We start from the raw sequence: 19,534 nt of genomic DNA, 5'->3' as shown, positions 1-19,534 counted from the left end.
AGAAATGCCTGAGGAGAACGACCATGACCCCAGCCAAGCAAGTGCTGCATTCCACCCAACGCCACGTCGACAGCGCGCGCCTGTGGCAATCGTTGATGGACCTGGCCCGCCTCGGCGCCACGGCCAAGGGCGGCGTCTGCCGCCTGGCGCTGACCGACCTCGACCGTCAGGCCCGTGACCTGTTCGTTCAGTGGTGCGAGGCGGCCGGTTGCAGCGTCAGTGTGGACGCGGTCGGCAACATCTTTGCCCGCCGACCGGGGCGCAACCCCAAACTGCCCCCGGTGATGACGGGCAGCCATATCGATACCCAGCCCACCGGCGGCAAGTTCGATGGCTGCTTCGGGGTGATGGCTGGGTTGGAGGTGATCCGTACCCTCAACGACTTGGGCGTGGAAACCGAAGCACCGCTGGAAGTGGTGGTGTGGACCAACGAGGAAGGTTCGCGCTTTGCGCCCTGCATGATGGGCTCGGGGGTGTTTGCCGGGAAGTTCACCCTGGAAGACACCCTGGCCAAGCGCGATGCCCAGGGCGTCAGTGTTGGCGAGGCGCTCAACGCCATCGGCTACGCGGGCCAGCGCGCCGTGCTAGGCCACCCGGTGGGGGCTTACTTCGAAGCGCATATCGAGCAGGGGCCGATTCTCGAAGACCAGGCCAAGACCATCGGCGTCGTGCTTGGGGCCTTGGGCCAGAAGTGGTTCGACCTGACCTTGCGCGGTGTAGAAGCCCACGCAGGCCCGACGCCCATGCACCTGCGCAAGGATGCCCTGGTGGGGGCGGCGGCGGTGGTCGAGGCGGTCAACCGCGCCGCCCTTGGTCACCAGCCGCATGCCTGTGGCACGGTGGGTTGCTTGCAGGCCTACCCTGGGTCGCGCAACGTGATTCCGGGTGAGGTGCGCATGACCCTGGATTTTCGCCACCTTGAAGGTGAGCAGCTGGATGCGATGATCGCCGAGGTGCGTGGGGTGATCGAAAGCACTTGCGCCAAGCATGGCCTGGCGCATGAGCTGACCCCCACGGCGGATTTCCCGGCGTTGTACTTCGACAAGGCGTGTGTCGATGCGGTGCGGGATTCGGCAGATACGCTGGGGCTGGCGCACATGGATATTGTCAGCGGCGCCGGGCATGACGCGATCTTTTTGGCTGAGCTGGGGCCGGCGGGGATGATTTTTGTGCCGTGCGAGAATGGCATCAGCCATAACGAAATCGAGAATGCCACGCCGGAGGATCTGGCGGCGGGGTGTGCGGTGTTGTTGCGGGCGATGCTGGCGGCTTCGGAGGCGATTGCCAGTGGGCGGTTGGCGGCTTAAAGCCGCTAGGCCCTTGGTTTGAGGTTTCAGCGCCCATGAGATCGAGCGCCACGCGGGCGGCGCTCGATCTCATGGCGCCATACCTACGGCATGCACCTGTCAGCCCAACCCCAATCTACCCAACCGCCACCAGACACCCATCGCGCCCAATGTGATACCGCTGCAGGTCCCGGGCCAAGGTCAAATGCCCGTGGTAATGGGCCAGCGCCTCGACCCGAACATCATCGATGGATGGACTGCGCCGTGAATCACTCTGATACCGCGCACTGAAATGCGTCAGCACCAGGTTACGTACCCCTGCGGCCTCGGCAAACCGTGCCACTTGCGCCGCCGTGCTATGGCCGAATGTAGCCCCCGTGCGTTCGATGATCGCCTGGGTAAAGGTCGCCTCATGCACCAGGACATCCACGCCCTTGGCGACCTCCGCCAGCAGCTCGGGCCTGTCGTTGTCACCGCACACAATCACTCGCCGTGCCGCTCGCGACGCGCGCAGGTAATCATGCCCGTGCAGGGTTCGCCCCCCATGTTCCACCGACAGCCCCTTGGCCAGGTCACCCCACAACGGCCCGCGAGGGATGCCCTCGGCATCCAGGCGTTGCACGTCCAGGCGCGGCTCAGGGTTGAGCTCGGTAAACACGAAGCCAACGCTCGGCACCCGATGCGACAACTGCACGGTACTGACCTGCAGCGTCTCGCTACGCCAGTCAGCCAGGCTCTCTACTGCCAGCAGGCGCACTTCGAAAGGCAGGTAGCTGTCGCTGGCAGCCAGGCTCAGCCTCACCCAATCATGCAGCGCAGCGGGCAGGATCAGGTCCAGCGGCTGGGTACGCCCGCTCATTCCGGCACTGGCCAGCAAGCCCGGCAGGCCGAAGCAATGGTCGCCATGAACGTGGGTGATGAAGATGCCGCGCAGGTCGCGTATCGATAACGGCGTGTGCAGGAGCCGGTGTTGCGTGCCTTCGCCGCAATCGACCAGGTACCACTGGCTGCCGCTGGCTTCGATCACGGCGGTGGCACTGACGTTGCGGGCCTTGGTCGGCACACCGGCACTGGTGCCTAGAAACAGCAGGTCCATGATCTGCCTCCTTCAGTTCAACCGAGCAGCGACAGGTCGCGCAGCATGGCTTGCAACCCTTCGGGGACAAGCGGGCCGATACTGTCGAAGTCGGCGCTGTCGCACCACTTGGCGCGAAAAGGGTTGCCGTTGGATTCGCGGCCTTCCAGCCACGGCTGCTGGTACAAGCTGGCGTCATCGAAGCGGGCATCGAAAACCTGCACAATCTCATGCCCCGGTGCACCGGCATAGGTGAACAGGCTCTCCAGCGTACCAAGCAAGCGCACATCGCTGATCGACTGCCCCAGTTCTTCTTCGATTTCCCGGGCGATGGCTGCACTGCCCCGTTCACCAAACTCGATACCGCCACCGAGCGGTCGGCACAGCGTCCGTTGCGTCACAGGGTCATCGAAGACGTTGACCAGGATCTTGCCCTGGTGATGGAACACGCACAGGGCAAGTGAGCGAATGCGCGGCTCGAGCAGTGGCTTGAGGAAGCTGCGCTCATCGCTGAGGATAAACCGTTGCTCAGTGGCCAGGGCCACCGCGGCGATGCATTCGGGGTCGGTCTCCGCCTGTTTGCGGTATTGCTCGTAGGCCGCCAGGCTGGGAAAACTGAACAGGCAGTAGGCAACATTGTTGGCGCCTTCGGCAGGCAGGAAGTAGCCATGGTGCTTGCCGCCCATGCGCGTAACCAGGCCCATCCACAGGCGCGAATAGGCCTCGAACGCTGGCAACTGGTAAGGGTCGACGGTGTATTTGACGTGGCAGGTGATCAACGGCTCGTTCCTTCGAGGGGATGCGGGGCGCACACCTTAGCTTGATTGCCCCGCGTCGTCGACGAGCAGCCGTGCGGCGGGCTAGCCCTCCTGGCGCCAGATCAGCTTGCTGGTGTCATAGCCTTGCTTGCGGGCTATCGACAGCAGCTGTTCGCGCTCCTGGTCGGTGACCGCCGGTGTGCGCGAAAGCAGCCACAGGTACTCGCGGTTAGGGTGCCCGACCAGGGCTACGCGGTAGTCCTTGTCGTGGTAAAGCACCCAGTAGTCACCCTTGGTCAGGCCCGGTGCCAGGCGGCTGAACCAGTTGTCGAACTGCACCCAGAGCTTGTCGGTCTTGCCTGGCTGCTGGGCTTCGGCGATGCCCTTGGCTTCATTCCATTGGCCGTCCTTTTCCTTGCAGCGGTTGTTGACGTCGATGCGGCCGTCCTCGCGCAGGCCGTAGTGCGCTTCGGATTGCACGCAGTTGCGCTGGAAGAACATCGGCAGGCGTGCCAGCTCGTACCAGGTGCCTTGGTAGCGTTGCAGGTCGACCTGCTGCGTGGTGGGGGGCGTCTTGTGTTCGTCGTTGGACCCGGCGCAACCGATCAGGGCAAGGGTCATGCAGGAAAGCAACAGTGCCGAGCGCATCGCCATGGCGAACCTCCTTGAAGCGGATGGGGACTTACTGTGATTCGATGCTGGGTAGGGGGAAAAGTTGTATCGGGTTGGGTGTGGGATGTTTGTCTTTAGGATTGCAGCGTCTGAGATCGAGCGCCGCGCGGGCAGCGCTCGATCTCACAGACGCAGCAAAACCCAAGCCAGGCCCTCACAACCAGTAGGTCACCGCCCACCACCCCAGCCCACCCATGACCACGGTATAAGGCAAGGCCATCCACACCATTCGGCCATACGACAGCCGGATCAGCGGCGCAACCGCCGAGGTCAGCAGAAACAGGAACGCCGCCTGCCCATTAGGGGTCGCCACGCTCGGCAGGTTGGTACCGGTGTTGATCGCCACCGCCAGCGTCTCGAAATGCTCGCGGCTCATGCCACCATTGAGAAACGCCTGCTTGACCTCGGTAATGTAGATGGTAGCGACAAACACGTTGTCGCTGATCGCCGACAGCAAACCGTTGGCCAGGTACAGCATGCCGGGTTGTTGTTCGGCGGGTAGCGCCAGTACCCAGGCGATCAGCGGGCTGAACAGCTGCTGTTGATGGATCACCGCGACCACGGCGAAAAACACCACCAGCAGCGCGGTGAACGGCATGGCGTCCTGGAAGGCACGGCCTAGGCGGTGCTCATCGGTAATGCCGGTAAACGCGGTGATCAGCACGATCACCAGCAGGCCCACCAGGCCAACCTCGGCAATGTGCAGGCCCAGGCAGATGATCAGGATCAGCGCGGCGCTGCCTTGCACCCACAGCGCGGCTCGCTGTGCTGCGGTGCGCGCGACATCGTTTTCGGCGGTGTAGGCGGCCAGCACCTGGCGTACGCGCTCGGGCATCAGCGTGCCGTAGCCGAACAGGCGCAGTTTTTCCAACAGCACACAGGTCAGCAGCCCGGCGCCGAGCACCGGCAACGACACGGGCGCGACCTTGAAAAAGAAGTCGGCGAAGTGCCAACCCATCTCATGGCCGATCAACAGGTTCTGCGGTTCGCCCACCAGCGTGCACACGCCGCCCAACGCGGTACCGACCGCACCGTGCATCAGCAGGCTGCGCAGGAAGGCGCGGAACTGGTCGAGGTCTTCACGGTGCAGTTGGGGGATCTGCTGGTCGCTGTCGAGCGCGCTGTCTTCGCGCGGGTTGGCCCCGGAGGCGACACGGTGAAAGACCGCGTAGAAGCCTACCGCAGCGCTGATGATCACCGCCGTAACCGTCAGGGCATCGAGAAAGGCCGAGAGAAACGCCGACAGCACGCAGAACAGGACCGACAGCAGCGCTTTCGAGCGCACGCCAAGCAGGATCCGCGAGAACAGGAACAGCAGTAGTTCCTTCATGAAGTGAATACCGGCAACCATGAACATCAGCAGCAGGATCACCGGGAAGTTGTGCTGCAGTTCTTCGTACAGCGCCTGAGGCGTGGTCATCTCCAGCAGCAGTGCTTCAACCAGCAACAATCCGCCAGGCATCAGCGGGTAGCACTTGAGCGCCATGCCCAGGGTGAAGATGAATTCGATCACCAGCACCCAGCCCGCCGTGACCGGGCCTGCAGTCAGCAACAGCAATGGGTTGAGCACCAGGAACAGGCCGATGACGGCCTTGTACCAGAGCGGTGACTGGCCCAGGAAATTGTGCGCGAGCGCGCCGGCCACGGAGCGTGACATGAATATGTATCCTTATAATTCGGCAATGCCGCACGGTGCCGGATCGGGCCGCCTTAGGCAAGGTGTGCAGTCCCGTTTTTGGCACAAGTGCGGCCTCGCGGCTGGGTTACCATCCTGCGCTATGAACCCTTCAACCGCAGGAGTGCCGCACGTGACCGAGTACAGCGCGTTCAAGGTCGAACTGACCGACAACATTGCCCACGTTCAGATCAACCGCCCGGAAAAGGTCAACGCCATGAACGCGGCCTTCTGGGAAGAGATCATCGACATCTTCCAGTGGGTCGACGACACCGTTGCCGTGCGTGCCGTGGTCATCAGCGGTGCGGGCAAGCATTTTTCCGCCGGCATCGACTTGATGATGCTGGCCTCGCTCGCTGGCCAGATGGGCAAGGACGTCGGCCGTAATGCGCGCTTCCTGCGCAGTACCATCCTGCGCCTGCAGGGCTCGTTCAACGCCGTGGACAAATGCCGCAAGCCGGTGCTGGCGGCGGTGCAGGGCTACTGCATTGGGGGCGCCATCGACCTCATCTCGGCGTGCGACATGCGCTACTGCAGCCAGGATGCGCAGTTCTCGATCAAGGAAATCGACATGGGCATGGCCGCCGATGTCGGCACGCTGCAACGTTTGCCACGTATCATCGGCGACGGCATGATGCGTGAGCTGGCATTCACCGGGCGCAACGTCGAGGCCGATGAGGCGCTGCGCATCGGCCTGGTCAACCGCGTCTATGATGATCAGGCCGCGCTGCTCGACGGGGTCTTTGCCATTGCCCGCGAGATTGCCGCAAAATCGCCGATCGCCGTGGCCGGCACCAAGGAAATGCTCAGCTACATGCGTGACCATCGCATTGACGATGGCCTGGAGTACATCGCCACCTGGAACGCCGCGATGCTGCAGTCCGAAGACCTGCGCGTGGCAGTGGCGGCGCACATGAGCAAACAGAAACCGACGTTCGCCGACTGACAGCTCGGGGGGCGCTCAGCAAGGAACCCCCAACATGTCAGCACGCTGGACTACCGCAGTACTCGACCCGCAGATCACCGGGGGCTGGGCCGTCGCCCGCAGCCCGGAAGGGTTCCTGGTGGACGACAACGGCGCGCTGTTCCCCCGCGAGTGGCTCAAGCGCCAGGACCTGGACGTACTGTGCGAGCATGGTATCGGTCACTTCGATGGCCAGCCGGTGTTCCTGCTCGAACTGCGCACCGCCACCGACGTGCCGGGGTGTGCCTGGCGTGGGTTGCGTGCGTTCATGCTCGAAGGCGACTTCGCCCTGTACAAGGTGCTGGGCTACGCCGCGCAGATCGGCACCTGGGCCCGCGAACACCGGTTCTGCGGCAGTTGCGGCCAGGCGATGACGCAAATCCGTTGGGAGCGGGCAATGTATTGCCAGCCGTGCGACCTGCGCAGCTACCCACGCATTTCGCCGAGCATGATCGTGCTGGTCACCCGCGGTGACGAGATTCTGCTGGCGCGCTCGCCGCGTTTTGTCACCGGTGTCTACAGCACCCTGGCGGGCTTTGCCGAGCCAGGCGAGTCGGCCGAGGACTGCCTGGTACGCGAGGTGCGTGAAGAGGTGGCGGTCGAGGTGCAGAACATCCAGTACGTTGGCAGCCAGTGCTGGCCGTTCCCCCATTCGATGATGCTGGGCTTCCATGCCGAGTACGCGGGCGGGGAGATTGTGATGCAACCGGACGAGATCGAGGACGCCCAGTGGTTCAGCGTGCACGACCTGCCGCCGCTGCCGGCCGGGCGTTCCATCGCCCGCTACCTGATCGACCTGTATGTGGCTCGGCGTCTAGGCCTGCCCGAACCAGTGCTGCCACGCTAGGCGCACGGTCAAGGCCAGCACCACGGTGATGAACACCGGGCGGATGAACTTGCTGCCGCCGCTGATCGCCGTGCGTGCGCCGAAGAAGGCGCCGACCATCACCGACAGGCCCATGGCCAGGCCGACGATGTAGTCCACCTGCCCTGAAATGATGAACACCGTCAGCGCCGCGATGTTGCTGACGAAGTTCATGCTGCGTGCCACGCCGCTGGCGCGCACCAGGTCGATGGGGTACAGCAGCAGGGTGCTCACGGTCCAGAACGCGCCGGTGCCGGGGCCGGCCACGCCATCGTAGAAGCCCAGGGTGAAGCCTTGCGGCACTTGCCATTTCTTCTTGATCGGCGCATTGGCATCCAGCGGTGCCTTTGGCGTGCCGCCGAACAGCAGGTAGACCCCGCAGGCGAAGACCACCACCGGCAGCATCTTGTTCAGCCATTCGGCGGGCAGGTAGTGGGCGATCACTGCGCCCAGCGAGGCGCCGACCAAGGTGGCGAACAGTGCCGGGCGCCACTGCGCAGGGTGGAACAGTTTGCGCTTGTAGTAGGTGAAACCGGCGGTGGCCGAGCCAAATGTGGAGCTGAGCTTGTTGGTGCCCAGCACCAGGTGCGGTGGCATGCCGGCCGTCAGCAATGCCGGCGTGGTGAGCAGGCCACCACCGCCGGCGATGGCGTCGATGAAGCCGGCGACGAAGGCGACCAGGGCCAGGATCAGCAGCGTGAGGGGTTCTACGGTGAGTTCGAAGGGCATTGGTATCTGGCAGGCAGGGAGGCAAGGGTGCGGCAAACGGCCGCGCTAGAAGTGGGACATGGTAATCCTGACGAGTGGGGGTTGCCAGTGCGGGCCGTTTCGCGGGTAAACCCGCTGCCATAGGGGCCCGCACTGGCACCGCTTCAGTTGCGGATGAACGCCAGCAAATCGGCATTGATCACATCGGCATGGGTGGTGGGCATGCCGTGCGGGTAGCCTTTGTAAGTCTTCAGCGTGCCGTTAGGCAGCAACTTAGCTGACAACGGGCCGGAATTCTCGTAGGGCACGATCTGGTCATCGTCGCCATGCATCACCAGAACCGGTTGGTTGATGCCCTTCAGGTCTTCGGTGAAGTCAGTCTGCGAGAACGCAACGATGCCGTCGTAGTGCGCCTTGGCGCTGCCGATCATGCCCTGGCGCCACCAGTTGCCGATGATGCCTTCGGCAGGTTCGACGCCAGGCCGGTTATAGCCATAAAACGGCCCTGTCGGCACGTCGCGGTAGAACTGCGCCCGGTTATCTGCCACCTGGGCCTGGAAACCGTCGAACACCGACTTGGGCAGGCCGCCCGGGTTGGCAGGTGTTTGCACCATCAGCGGTGGCACGGCGGCAATCAGTACCGCCTTGGCGACCTTGTCGCCGGGGTAGCGCGCCATGTAGCGCACCACTTCGCCGCCGCCGGTCGAGTGGCCGACATGCACCGCGCCCTGGATGCCCAGGTGTTCGACCACGGCGGCCACGTCATCGGCGTAGTGGTCCATGTCATGGCCGTCCCACACCTGGCTGGAGCGCCCATGGCCGCGGCGGTCGTGGGCGACCACGCGAAAGCCCTCGGCCAGGAAAAACAGCAGCTGGGCGTCCCAGTCGTCGGCACTCAGCGGCCAGCCGTGGTGGAAGTGGATGACCGGCGCATCGCGCGGGCCCCAGTCCTTGTAGAAGATCTGAACGCCATCCTTCGTGGTTACGTAGCTCATGGTCGCGGCTCCTCTGTGCAGGGGGATTGCCAAGTGAGCTATTGAGAATAGGAGAGATTTTGGTCTTGTCAGTACCGGCCCTTTCGCGGGGCCAGCACTGACAATTAAGTCATTACAGGAACCATCGATATTCTCTGGCACTGACCTCCTGCATGAACGCCAAATGGTCCTGACGCTTGTTCTCGCAATACACCATCACGAACTCTTCGCCCAGCCCCTCATTCACCGCCGGGTGATTGCGCATCGCGGCTACGGCGCTGAGCATGTCCTTCGGAAAGTCGATACCGCTGCCACGGTCTTCGTTCAGCGGCGCAATCGGCTCCCGCGCCGCATCCAGCCCATGCTCCATGCCACACAGGATCGCCGCTAGCACCAGGTACGGGTTGGCGTCCGCACCCGCCAGACGATGCTCGATGCGTAAATTGCGCGCATCGGACTCGGGAATGCGGATGCACGCATCGCGGTCCTCGAAGCCCCAGCTCGCACGGCTGGCAGCGTTGACCATGGCGCCATAGCGGCGAAATGCATTGTGGTTGGCGGCAAAGATCGGCATGCAGTGCGGCAGGGTCGCCAGGCAGCCTGCCACCGCATGGCGCAGCGGGCGCTGCCCGTCGGCGGCCAGCAGGTTGTTGCCGTCGTTGTCATACAGGCTCACATGCACATGCATGCCGCTGCCCGGGGCTTGCAGGTAGGGTTTGCTCATGAATGAGGCGCGCAGGCCATGCTTGAGCGCCACGCCACGGGTGCTGCGGCAGAACAGGGCTGCCCAGTCGGCGGCGCGCAGGCCGTCGTCGCAGTGGCCGAAATTGATCTCGAACTGGCCCGGCCCCAATTCCGCCGTGATGACGTTGGCGTCGACGCCCTGCGCGTTGGCCGTTTCGACCATGTCGAGCAGCACGTCGCTGAAGCGCGACAGCCGCTCGATATGCATGTTGGGCTGATCGTCCGGGTCGTCGCTGAACGGGTCGCGCGGAAACTGCGGCAGGCCTTCCTTGAGTGCCCGCTCAAACAGGTAGAACTCCAGCTCGAATGCCACGACCGGGCGAATGCCACGCCGGGCCAGGCGCTGCAACACGCGGGCGAGCACCTCCCGTGGCTCGAACTCGATGGGCGCTGCGGTGCCATCGGAGCTGATCAGCATCTGGCCCAGCGGCTCGCGCTCCCAGGTGACCGGCTTGAGGGTGCCGGGGATCAGGCGCCGCAGCGCATCCGGGTCTCCATCGTTGAAGCAATAGTCGCCAATCGGGAACAACCCGCCCTGTACCCCCAGCAGCACGCAGTTCTGTGGCAGTTTCAGCGGGCTGCCGGCGGCGACCTTTTCCAGCATGTCGATGGGGTAGCGCTTGCCGTAGAAATGCCCGGGGATATCCAGGCTCAGCAGGTCGACGTGGCGTACGCCGGGGTAGCGGGCACGGAACGCGCGTACTTCACTGAGCAGATCGGGAAAACCTGTGGTGATGGTCATGCTGTGCTCTCATCGGAAGACCCAGAGGACCCGGGTCGTCTGGTCGGTCAGGTTGGCGTAGCGGAACTGGTTGTGCGGGGGGAGCTGAAAGCTGTCGTTGCGCCGCAGCGTCACCGCCTCGGCGTGGCCTTCGCGCCAAAGCGTCAGCTCGCCTTCGAGGACGAAGCCGCCTTGCTCGGAACTGTCGTTCAGGTGCCCCTCGCCACTGCTGGCGCCAGGCGCCAGGTGGCTTTCGAGCATGGAGAAGCCGCCATTGAGGGTGGGCGATACCAGCACGTCGCTGATGCCCTCGGCGTAGTAGATCGTGCGCCGTTCACCGGGCCGGGTGACCCAGTCCAGCGGGCGCGGCTGGCCGGCCTGGTAGAAGTAGGTGGTCGGCACGTGCAGGGCTTCGCTGATGGCCGTCAGGTCGGCCACGGTCGGGCGCGACAGGCCGCGCTCGACCTGCGAGAGAAAGCCCAGTGAGCGCTTGACCTTGCCGGCCAGCTCGTCAAGCGTCAGCCCGCGGTGCTTGCGCAGGTCGCGGATCAGCACCGCCAGTGTTTGAACTTCATCAGACATGGTCGCGCAACCTGTACCAGGCTTTGGCCGCGGCTTCCAGCGGTGCGGCCATCAAGTCGCCACCAGGGAAGCGACCGTTGTCGATGCCTTGGTACAACGTCAGCAGGTCGTCGTTACCGAGGATCGCATCGCTGACCGCCCGCGCCCCAGCCAGGGTCGGCAGCACGCCATGGCCGGAGAAACCCTGTAACCAATAGCGCTGGCCGTCACGGCCGATGTCGGGCGTGCGCTGGATGCTGCAGTCGATGTGGCCGCCCCAGGCAAAGTCGATGGCCACCCCAGCCAATTGCGGGAACACCCGTTCAAGGTAGGGGCGGGTGGCGCCGGCCACGTCCTTGGGGATGCCGCCCAGGTAGGTGCAGCCGCCGCCGAACAGCAGGCGGTTGTCGGGGGTAAGGCGGAAATAGTCGGGCACGAACTGGTTGTCGATCACGCAGCTGTTGCGCGGCAGTAATGATTTGGCGAAGTCGGCTTCCAAAGGCGCGGTCGTTATCTGGTAGGAGCCAACGGGCAGCAAACGGCGCGACAGTGCCGGGTCGAGGCGGTCGATGTAGGCGTTGCAGGCCAGCACCAGGACCTGGCTGTGCACCTCGCCATGGCCGGTGCGGGTGACATACCCGTTGCCGGTCTGCTGGTAGTCGAGCACCTGGCTTTGCTCGAAGATGTGCCCGCCGGCTGCCTCGATAGTGCTGGCCAGGCCTTGGGCCAGCTTGAGCGGGTTGAGGTGTGCACCTTTGGCGTCATACAGCGCAGCCTGGTAGCGCGGGCTGTCGATCCACTGGGGCAGCTCATCGCGCCCAATCAAGCGCAGGGCGTCATAGCCCCACTTGGCCTGGGCGTCATGCAGGGCATCCTCAAGCATCTTCACCCGCCGTGGCAACACGGCGGTCCACAAGCTGCCAAGCCGATAGTCGACATCGAAACCATGGCGTTGCGGCAGTTCACGCATTTCATCGGCGGCCCAGCACATGCTGTCCCACAAGCACCTAGTGCGTTCGATGCCGAGGGTTTTTTCCAGCGGCGGCATGTCGCATGACCAGCCCAGCAACGCCTGGCCACCGTTGCGCCCGGACGCAGCCCAGGCCACACGGCTGGCTTCCAGCAGCGTCACTCGCTTGCCGGCCATGGCCAGGCGCAGGGCGGTGTGCAGGCCGCTGAACCCGGCGCCGACAATCAGCACGTCAGTGTCGTGTCGGCCTTGCAGAGTAGGGCGCAGAGGAATAGGGGTGGGGTAGGTCTGGGCGTAGTAGGTGGCAATGTGTTGCGCGGATTGCTTGAACATACCGGGGCCTCATGAAAATTTTTATCATTATTTTCATGAAAATTTAGCAGGTAAATTTCACGGCGCCAGTTTGTTTGTCGGGTTTTGTGGTTTTGGCATTGCCAGGGTTCAGGTTGCCGCCTTTTTCCTCGGTTGCCTTGGCTTGGCTGCGGCCGCCTTGCCTGCGGTGGTTTTGCCTTTCCCGCCGCCCCGGCGCTTCTTTTTCCAGGGCGGCGCGGCGCCGGCTGCCGGCCCTGTGATGGTCATGCGCATGCCGCTGCAGCGCTCGACCAGCTTGCCCATCCAGGCCGACTGCCGGGCGACGAACTCTTCCAGGCTCATTTCACCGCTCTGCACCATGTCCAGGGCCTGCTCCCAGATTGCCGTGGTGCCGGGGTCGGCGATAGCGCGTGGCACGGCGTCGATCAGGCTGAAGGCCGCAGGCGTCGCGGCCAAGGCCTTGCCGTGCTTGACCAGGTAGCCGCGGTCGAGCAGGCCCTGGATGATGCTGGCCCGGGTCGCTTCAGTGCCGATGCCGGTGGTTTCCTTGAGCTTCTGTTTCAGCCGAGGGTCATCTACCAGTTTGGCGACGTTCTTCATCGCCTTGATCAGGTCGCCTTCGGTGAAGGGCTTGGGTGGCTGGGTCCACATGTCCTTGAGCTGCAGGCCTTGCACGTTGCAGTCCTGGCCTTCGCGCAAGGCTGGCAGGACCTGGGCTGGCGCTGCCTCGCGGCCTTTGGCCGGGGTCAATGCCTCGGGCAAGGCACGCCGCCAGCCAGGCTCGACGATCTGCTTGCCCACGGCGCGCAGGGCATGGCCCGCACAGTCGAAATCGGCCTGGGTGCGGTCGTACTCGTGGTTGGGCAGAAACTGCGCCAGGTAACGGGCACGTATCAAGGTGTAGACCGCTTTGTACTTGGCGGGCAGGCGCGCGGGGTCGCTGGCCGCTGCTGTGGGGATGATGCCGTGGTGGGCACTGACCTTGGCATCGTTCCAGGCACGGGAGCGGCGCTGTGGCTCAAGGTAAGGCTGCAGCGGCGCAAGGCTGCTATCGGCGCGCTGCAACGCTGCGAGAATGGCGGGCGCCTCGGCGTGCTGGCTCAGTGGCAGGTAGCCGCAGTCGCTGCGCGGGTAGGTGATCAGCTTGTGGGTTTCGTACAGGGCCTGGGCGATGTCGAGGGTTTCCTGGGCGCCGAGGCCAAACTTTTTCGAGCACAGCTCCTGCAGGGTGCCCAGGTCGAAGGGCAGGGGGGCAGCTTCGCGCACGCGTTCTGTCGCCACCTTGACCGCTCGGGCCGTGCCCGCGTTACTCATATCGGCGGCAGCCTGTTGCGCCAAGGCCGGGTTGAGGCACCGGCCCTGGTCGTCACAGGCGTCCTCCGGGGCCCGCCATTGGGCATTGAAGCCTTGGCCGGCATGTTCGAGTTGCACGTCGATGGCCCAGAACGGCACTGGCACGAAGTCGGCGATGCTGCGATCGCGGTCCACCACCAGGCGCAGGGTCGGCGTCTGCACCCGGCCTACCGGCAACACCCCTTGGTAGCCGGACTGGCGGCCGAGCAAGGTAAACAGCCGGCTCATGTTCATGCCGATCAGCCAGTCGGCACGGGAGCGACCCAGCGCCGAGTGGTAAAGGCTGAACGTCTCTTGGCCGGGCAGCAGGCGCGCCAGGGCCTTGCGGATGGAGGCATCGTCGAGTGCCGACAGCCACAAACGCTGGATCGGCCCGCGGTAACGGCAGTGCTCGACCAGTTCGCGGGCGATCATCTCGCCTTCGCGGTCGGCGTCGGTGGCGATCACCAGTTCGCGCGCCTCGCCGAGCAGGCGCTTGACGGCCTTGAACTGGCTGGCGGTCTTGGGTTTGACCAGCATCTTCCATTTTTCGGGAATGATCGGCAGGTCGGCGAGGTTCCAGCGCTTGTAGCGTTCGTCGTAACTGTCGGGTGGGGCGGTTTCGAGCAGGTGGCCAATGCACCAGGTCACGCAGACATCGGTGCCTTGCCAGCAGCCGTCGGCCTTGCGAGTGGCGCCGAGTACTTTGGCGATGTCTTTTGCCTGGGAGGGTTTTTCGCAGAGGAACAGGCGCATGGCCGCAAACGCTTCATCGGGGGTGATGGGCACTAGGATGCGCAAGCAGGGGCGCAGAGGCAAGTTTTATCTGGATGGATGTACAGGTTTTGTCGGTCGAGATGTTTTGCCTGCACTGCCCCTTTCGCGGGGCAGTGCAGGCAAACACTTAGGGATCAGGCGATTTCGCGAGAGTCGCGCACCATGTCCACATGCGGGATGCCGGCTTCAAGGAACTCTTCGCTGACGACGCGAAAGCCCAGGCGCTCGTAGAACGGCGTGGCGTGCACCTGGGCACTGAGTGTCTGCTGCTTCAGGTCGCGCTGCTGGGCTTCGATGATGACCGCATTCATCAGTGCATCGCCCACCTTCAGCCCGCGCCAGTCCTTGAGTACCGATACTCGGCCGATAGTGCCGTCGGGCAGCAGGCGGGCGGTACCGATCGGGTAGTCACCCTCCAGGGCCAGGAAGTGCACCGCAGTCGGATCGTCCGAGTCCCACTCGAGCTCTGGCGGTACGTGCTGTTCGGCAATGAACACCGCTTCACGGATACGCCGGATGTCGGCGTTGTCCTTATGCCAGTCGGCGAGGCGCACACGAATCTTATTCATTGGCGAATCCCAGGCTTCCTTGTTTGATCAGCTGCTGTACCAGCATAAGGCCATCTTCATCCTCCAACCACTCTGCAAGGTTTTCGATGTGTAACGCGTCCGCCGCACAGACCAGCTTCAGCAGCTCACGCAGCTTGGCGGGCAGTGGGCAGCTACGGCCGCTGGCGAACAGCATCAGGTCGTCATTGAGCTCGGACCAGGCCATGCGCGCACTTGGGTTACGGATCAGGATGGCGCCATCCTCAAGGGCTTCGATCAGCTCTTTCTCGCTCAGCTCTTCACCCACCACCTGCTCCGGGTAGCGCGGCTCGGTCATGAACTGGCCGAACCAGGTCAGCAGCAGGTCCTTGTCACCCATGTGCTTGTCGAGCAGGCCCTTGAGGCGGTCGAGGGCATCGTGCTGGATCTGGTGCGGGTCGCTGACCGGCTGCGCGTCGGCGTCGCTGTAGCGCTCTTCGTCCGGCAGGAACTGGCCGAGGAAGTCGGTGAAGTGGGTCAGCACTTCGGCGGCGCTCGGGGCACGGAAACCGACCGAGTAGGTCAGGCAGTCGTCCTCGGCTACGCCGTAGTGGGCCAGGCGCGGCGGCAGGTAGAGCATGTCGCCGGGCTCCAGGGTCCACTCACCGCTCTGTTCGAAGTCGGCCAGGATGCGCAGGTCGGCGTGCTCGATCAGCGGGCTGTCGCTGTTGCACATCTGGCCGATCTTCCAGTTGCGCTTGCCGTGGCCTTGCAGCAGGAACACGTCATAGTTGTCGAAGTGCGGGCCGACGCTGCCACCGGGGGCGGCGAAGCTGACCATCACATCGTCGATGCGCCAGCTGGGCAGGAAACGGAACTCTTGCAGCAGTTCGGCCACTTCCGGGACGAACTGGTCCACGGCCTGTACCAGCAAGGTCCAGTCACGCTCGGGCAGGGTGGCGAAGACATCTTCCTCGAACGGGCCGCGACGCAGTTCCCAAGGGCGTTCGCCGTGCTCGAGCACCAGGCGCGATTCAACTTCTTCTTCCAGCGCCAGGCCGGCCAGTTCGTCGGGTTCGATCGGGCTGATGAAGTCGGGGAAGGCCTGGCGTACCAGCAGGGGCTTCTTCTGCCAGTAGTCGCGCATGAATTCGCGGGCAGAGATGCCGCCCAGCAGCTGCAGTGGAGTATCAGGATTCATGTTCAACCTATTGAAAAAACGTAATTTTCGTCCGGGAATAAAAACGCCCGGCTAAGCCGGGCGTTGAACGCGACGGTCAGCTTAGATGCGTTTGGCCTGTGCTGCCGCGTTACCGATGTAGGTAGCAGGGGTCAGCAGCTTGAGCTCGGCCTTGGCGTCGGCTGGCATGTCCAGGCCGTCGATGAAGGTCAGCAGCGCTTCAGGGGTGATGCCCTTGCCACGGGTCAGCTCTTTGAGCTTCTCGTAGGGGTTTTCGATGTTGAAGCGGCGCATGACCGTCTGGATCGGCTCGGCCAGCACTTCCCAGCAGGCGTCCAGGTCGGCGGCGATGCGTGCGGTGTTGACTTCCAGCTTGCCGATGCCCTTGAGGCTGGCTTCGTAGGCGATGACGCTGTGTGCGAAGCCCACGCCCAGGTTGCGCAGCACGGTGGAGTCGGTCAGGTCACGCTGCCAGCGCGAGATCGGCAGCTTGCTGGCCAGGTGCTGGAACAGCGCGTTGGCGATACCCAGGTTGCCTTCGGAGTTTTCGAAGTCGATCGGGTTGACCTTGTGCGGCATGGTCGACGAGCCGATTTCGCCCGCGACGGTCTTCTGCTTGAAGTAGCCCAGGGAGATGTAGCCCCACACATCGCGGTCGAAGTCGATGAGGATGGTGTTGAAGCGGGCGATCGCATCGAACAGCTCGGCAATGTAGTCGTGCGGCTCGATCTGGGTGGTGTACGGGTTGAACTGCAGGCCCAGCTCGTCTTCGATGAAGGCGCGGGCGTTGGCTTCCCAGTCGATCTGCGAATAGGCCGACAGGTGGGCGTTGTAGTTGCCTACGGCGCCGTTGATCTTGCCCAGCAGCGGCACGGCGGCCACCTGGGCGATCTGGCGCTCCAGGCGGTACACGACGTTGGCCAGCTCTTTACCCAGGGTGGTCGGCGAAGCCGGTTGGCCGTGGGTGCGCGACAGCATCGGCACGTCGGCCAGGGCGTGGGCCTGGGCGCGGATGGCGTCGGCGATCTGGCGCATCAGCGGCAGCAGCACTTCGTCACGGCCGGCGCGCAGCATCAGGGCGTGGGACAGGTTGTTGATGTCCTCGCTGGTGCAGGCGAAGTGGATGAACTCGCTGACCTTGGCCAGCTCAGGCAGCTGGGCAGCCTGCTCCTTGAGCAGGTACTCGATGGCCTTGACGTCGTGGTTGGTGGTGCGCTCGATTTCCTTGACGCGTTCGGCGTGCTCAAGTTTGAAATCGGTGGCCAGGGTGTCCAGCACGGCGTTGGCTTCGGCGGAGAACGCCGGCACTTCGCCGATTTGCGGGTGGGCGGCCAGGCGCTGCAACCAGCGGACTTCGACCAGGGCGCGGAAACGGATCAGGCCGTATTCGCTGAAAATGGGGCGCAAGGCCTGGGTTTTGCCGGCATAACGGCCGTCTACAGGGGAAACCGCAGTGAGCGAGGAAAGCTGCATGGGGTGTTCTCGGACAGTCAGGCTTTTGGAAGGGCGCATATCATACATGAAAAATGCCTGTAGGAGCGGCCTTGCGTCGCGAAAGGGCTGCGCAGCGGCCCCGGCAATCTATGCTGGGGCGGCGATTCTGGGGCTGCTGTGCAGCCCTTTCGCGACGCAAGGCCGCTCCTACAGGTCCGGCGTTTTTCTTCAGGACGGCGTGCGCATCATGTCGTACAGTTCGTTGAGCAGCTTGCGGCGGCTGAACACCAACTGCCAGCGATGGCCGCCCAGTTGGCGCCACAGGCGCGCGGCGCGGATGCCGGCCAGCAGCAGGGCGCGGATCTTCGAGGCGTTGCTGGGCTGCTGCAGGAAACGCATGTCGCCGTGTACCTGAATACGCTGGCGCAAAGTGCTCAGGGTGTCCTGGTACAAGGCTCCACTGGAAGCGATGACGTTTTCATGAATCAGGCCGAAATGGTCGGCCTGCGACTGAATCTGCGGCAAGCGGTTGCCGATGGTGTCGAGCAGGTCGCCGCGCTTGGCCAGCTGGCGTTCCAGGCCCAGCATCGACAGGGCATAGCGCAGCGGCTCGCGCTGCAGGCTGCTGGGGTCGCGCTCGAGCGCGCCGACCAGGGCGCGGTAACCGTCGCGCAGGTTGAGGTCGTCACCGCCGAACACCTCCAGGGTGTCCTTGGGGTCGCGTACCAGCAGGCTGCCCAGCATGCAGCCGATGTTGGCCTCGCTGGCCTGGCCGGTGCGGGCGATGCGGTCGACCAGCACGGCGGCCTGGAACACACCGCCCAGGGCAATCAATTGCTCCTGCAGGTTGCTCATGCGCGCGGGCTCCAGGGCTCGGCGGTCTCGATCACGCCGCCACCCAGGCATACCTCGCCGTCGTAGAACACCACCGACTGGCCGGGCGTCACGGCCCGCTGCGGCTCGTCGAACACCGCGCGGTAGCCGTTATCGCTGCGCTCAAGGGTACAACCCTGGTCGCCCTGGCGGTAACGCACCTTGGCAGTCAGGCGGCGTGGGCTGGACAGGTCGATTGGGTTGACCCAGTAGATGTCCGAGGCCAGCAAGGCGCGGGAGAACAGCCACGGGTGCTCATTGCCCTGGCCGACCACCAGCACGTTGCGCGAGAGGTCTTTGTCGAGCACGTACCACGGCTCGTCACCGGCATCCTTGAGGCCGCCGATACCCAGGCCCTGGCGCTGGCCGATGGTGTGGTACATCAGGCCATGATGGCGGCCGATGACTTCGCCGTCGGTGGTCTGGATTTCACCTGGCTGGGCCGGCAGGTACTGCTTGAGGAAGTCGCTGAAGCGGCGCTCGCCAATGAAGCAGATACCGGTGGAGTCCTTTTTCTTGGCCGTGGCCAAGCCGTGCTTTTCGGCAATGGCGCGGACCTCGGGTTTTTCCAGTTCGCCGACCGGGAACAGGGTGCGGGCGATTTCCTTGCCGCCGACGGCATGCAGGAAGTAGCTCTGGTCCTTGTTCGGGTCCAGGCCCTTGAGCAGCTCGGTGAGCTCACCGGTGTCGCGGCGGCGCACGTAGTGGCCGGTGGCGATCAGGTCGGCACCCAGCGACAGGGCGTAGTCGAGAAACGCCTTGAACTTGATTTCGCGGTTGCAGAGGATGTCGGGGTTGGGCGTGCGGCCGGCCTTGTATTCTTCGAGGAAGTGCTCGAACACGTGGTCCCAGTACTCGGCGGCGAAGTTGGCGGTGTGCAGCTTGATGCCGATGCGGTCGCACACGGCCTGGGCGTCGGCCAGGTCTTCGCGGGCGGTGCAGTATTCGGTGCCGTCGTCCTCTTCCCAGTTTTTCATGAACAGCCCTTCCACCTGGTAGCCCTGCTCCATGAGCAGAAGGGCGGAGACGGAAGAGTCCACGCCGCCGGACATGCCGACGATGACGCGGGTCTTGGCGGGGTCTTTGAGTGCTGGGCTGGTCATGGCTACCGATGTGTATCAGAGGG

At 64.1% G+C, this 19,534-nt stretch carries 18 protein-coding genes; 3 read left to right on the top strand and 15 right to left on the bottom strand.

The window, feature by feature from the left end; all coding sequences use genetic code 11:
- The first annotated feature begins 23 nt into the window (after positions 1-23).
- Positions 24-1,307 (top strand): Zn-dependent hydrolase, encoded by a 1,284-nt coding sequence (locus HU770_RS13545; protein WP_186660183.1) that lies wholly within the window; start codon positions 24-26, stop codon positions 1,305-1,307.
- A gap of 115 nt (positions 1,308-1,422) precedes the next feature.
- Here HU770_RS13545 and HU770_RS13540 read toward each other — a convergent pair whose 3' ends face one another.
- The 4 genes from HU770_RS13540 to nhaB all read right to left on the bottom strand — a co-directional run bounded on the left by HU770_RS13540 (position 1,423) and on the right by nhaB (position 5,448).
- Entirely contained in the window at positions 1,423-2,382 is a 960-nt protein-coding gene (locus tag HU770_RS13540; RefSeq protein WP_186663858.1) for a ribonuclease Z, read from the bottom strand.
- 17 nt (positions 2,383-2,399) lie between these two features.
- Positions 2,400-3,173, bottom strand: coding sequence for an NIPSNAP family protein (locus HU770_RS27260; protein ID WP_346014124.1), 774 nt, complete (start codon positions 3,171-3,173; stop codon positions 2,400-2,402).
- Between the two features lie 48 nt (positions 3,174-3,221).
- Positions 3,222-3,773, bottom strand: coding sequence for a lipocalin family protein (locus HU770_RS13525; RefSeq protein WP_077068357.1), 552 nt, complete (start codon positions 3,771-3,773; stop codon positions 3,222-3,224).
- A 172-nt stretch (positions 3,774-3,945) separates the two neighbouring features.
- Entirely contained in the window at positions 3,946-5,448 is a 1,503-nt protein-coding gene (gene nhaB / locus HU770_RS13520) for a sodium/proton antiporter NhaB (protein WP_186663857.1), read from the bottom strand.
- A gap of 151 nt (positions 5,449-5,599) precedes the next feature.
- Here nhaB and HU770_RS13515 point away from each other — a divergent pair, with 151 nt between their 5' ends.
- Positions 5,600-6,412 (top strand): crotonase/enoyl-CoA hydratase family protein, encoded by an 813-nt coding sequence (locus HU770_RS13515; protein ID WP_186663856.1) that lies wholly within the window; start codon positions 5,600-5,602, stop codon positions 6,410-6,412.
- A gap of 34 nt (positions 6,413-6,446) precedes the next feature.
- Positions 6,447-7,277, top strand: coding sequence for an NAD(+) diphosphatase (gene nudC, locus HU770_RS13510; RefSeq protein WP_033696716.1), 831 nt, complete (start codon positions 6,447-6,449; stop codon positions 7,275-7,277).
- On the opposite strand, the gene HU770_RS13505 is transcribed toward nudC, so the two are convergent.
- From HU770_RS13505 to mnmA, 11 genes are all read right to left on the bottom strand, one after another.
- Positions 7,245-8,024: a TSUP family transporter gene (locus tag HU770_RS13505; RefSeq protein ID WP_033696718.1), complete on the bottom strand. Its 780-nt coding sequence runs from the start codon at positions 8,022-8,024 to the stop codon at positions 7,245-7,247. The genes nudC and HU770_RS13505 overlap by 33 nt on opposite strands.
- A 143-nt stretch (positions 8,025-8,167) precedes the next feature.
- Positions 8,168-8,998 carry an alpha/beta hydrolase gene (locus HU770_RS13500; protein ID WP_047581828.1) on the bottom strand — a complete coding sequence of 277 codons (831 nt, stop codon included), beginning with the start codon at positions 8,996-8,998 and terminating at the stop codon, positions 8,168-8,170.
- Positions 8,999-9,110: 112 nt separating this feature from the next.
- Positions 9,111-10,457 (bottom strand): glutamine synthetase family protein, encoded by a 1,347-nt coding sequence (locus HU770_RS13495; protein WP_186663901.1) that lies wholly within the window; start codon positions 10,455-10,457, stop codon positions 9,111-9,113.
- 15 nt (positions 10,458-10,472) lie between these two features.
- Entirely contained in the window at positions 10,473-11,024 is a 552-nt protein-coding gene (locus HU770_RS13490; RefSeq protein WP_033696721.1) for an XRE family transcriptional regulator, read from the bottom strand.
- Positions 11,017-12,306, bottom strand: a complete 1,290-nt coding sequence (locus HU770_RS13485) for an FAD-binding oxidoreductase (RefSeq protein ID WP_186663855.1) — start codon at positions 12,304-12,306, stop codon at positions 11,017-11,019. The genes HU770_RS13490 and HU770_RS13485 overlap by 8 nt, the downstream gene beginning before the upstream one ends.
- A 108-nt stretch (positions 12,307-12,414) precedes the next feature.
- Positions 12,415-14,373, bottom strand: a complete 1,959-nt coding sequence (locus HU770_RS13480) for a DNA topoisomerase III (protein ID WP_186660204.1) — start codon at positions 14,371-14,373, stop codon at positions 12,415-12,417.
- Positions 14,374-14,528: 155 nt separating this feature from the next.
- Positions 14,529-14,963, bottom strand: a complete 435-nt coding sequence (locus tag HU770_RS13475; RefSeq protein ID WP_033696724.1) for a GNAT family N-acetyltransferase — start codon at positions 14,961-14,963, stop codon at positions 14,529-14,531.
- Positions 14,956-16,122 (bottom strand): cupin domain-containing protein, encoded by a 1,167-nt coding sequence (locus tag HU770_RS13470; protein WP_186663854.1) that lies wholly within the window; start codon positions 16,120-16,122, stop codon positions 14,956-14,958. The genes HU770_RS13475 and HU770_RS13470 overlap by 8 nt, the downstream gene beginning before the upstream one ends.
- 81 nt (positions 16,123-16,203) lie before the next feature.
- Complete coding sequence (purB, locus tag HU770_RS13465; RefSeq protein WP_033699922.1) at positions 16,204-17,574, bottom strand: adenylosuccinate lyase; 1,371 nt, start codon at positions 17,572-17,574, stop codon at positions 16,204-16,206.
- A gap of 189 nt (positions 17,575-17,763) precedes the next feature.
- On the bottom strand, positions 17,764-18,390 hold the full coding sequence (gene hflD, locus HU770_RS13460) for a high frequency lysogenization protein HflD (protein WP_186660163.1): 627 nt from the start codon (positions 18,388-18,390) through the stop codon (positions 17,764-17,766).
- Positions 18,387-19,511 (bottom strand): tRNA 2-thiouridine(34) synthase MnmA, encoded by a 1,125-nt coding sequence (gene mnmA, locus HU770_RS13455; protein WP_186660161.1) that lies wholly within the window; start codon positions 19,509-19,511, stop codon positions 18,387-18,389. Before mnmA ends, hflD begins: the two co-directional genes overlap by 4 nt.
- Positions 19,512-19,534: the final 23 nt, after the last annotated feature.

Origin of the sequence: Pseudomonas sp. SWRI68 (assembly GCF_014269165.1) — a bacterium.
In the GTDB taxonomy this organism is placed as follows: domain Bacteria; phylum Pseudomonadota; class Gammaproteobacteria; order Pseudomonadales; family Pseudomonadaceae; genus Aquipseudomonas; species Aquipseudomonas capeferrum.
The sequence above is the reverse complement of the archived record's forward strand: the minus strand, read 5'-3'. Positions and strand labels throughout refer to the sequence as shown.